The sequence below is a fragment of the Streptomyces sp. 8N616 genome, from assembly GCF_052246385.1.
Classification (GTDB): Bacteria; Actinomycetota; Actinomycetes; order Streptomycetales; family Streptomycetaceae; genus Streptomyces.
On record NZ_JBQQBY010000102.1, the window covers coordinates 1 to 683 of the forward strand.

The following is a 683-nucleotide window of genomic DNA, read 5'->3' on the forward strand; positions in this document are numbered from 1 at the left end:
TCGGCGGCCATTCGCTTCTCGCGACCAGGCTCGTCGGCCGTATCCGCACGGTCCTGGACGCCGAGCTGCCCATCCGGCAGCTTTTCGAGACGCCGACCGTCGCGGGTATCTCCGCGGCGCTGGAAGGGGCCTCGGTCGCCCGTCGGGGCGTGACCGCCCGTCCGCGTCCGGACCGCATTCCGTTGTCGTACGCACAGCAGCGGCTGTGGTTCCTGAACCAGTTCGAAGGCCCGACCGCCACCTACAACGCCCCGGTCGCACTGCGACTGACCGGTCCCCTCGACCGTGAGGCCATGCGTCAGGCGCTGGCGGACGTGGTGGCGCGGCACGAGAGCCTGCGCACCGTCTTCACCGAGGACGCCGAGGGACCCCGGCAGATCGTACTGCCCGTCGAGGAAGCCCGGCCGGAACTCCCGTTCGCGGAGACCAGTGAGGCGCGGCTTCATGACGATCTCGCGCGCGCCGCGAGCCACGGCTTCGACCTCGCCTCCGACATCCCCTTCCGGGCAGGGCTGTTCGCCGTATCGCGGGACAACCACGTCCTGCTCGTGCTGACGCATCACATCGTGAGTGATGCGTGGTCGCGTGGTCCGCTGGCGCGGGATCTTGCTGCCGCGTATGCGGCGCGTACGGCTGGTGAGGTGCCGTCGTGGTCGCCGCTGCCGGTGCAGTACGCCGACTAC

General features: G+C 70.1%; 1 protein-coding gene. It reads left to right on the plus strand.

What is annotated here, in order from left to right:
• Nucleotides 1–683 (plus strand): condensation domain-containing protein (locus ACTWQC_RS35795; RefSeq protein ID WP_443320048.1); only part of this gene is annotated, 683 nt, incomplete at both ends.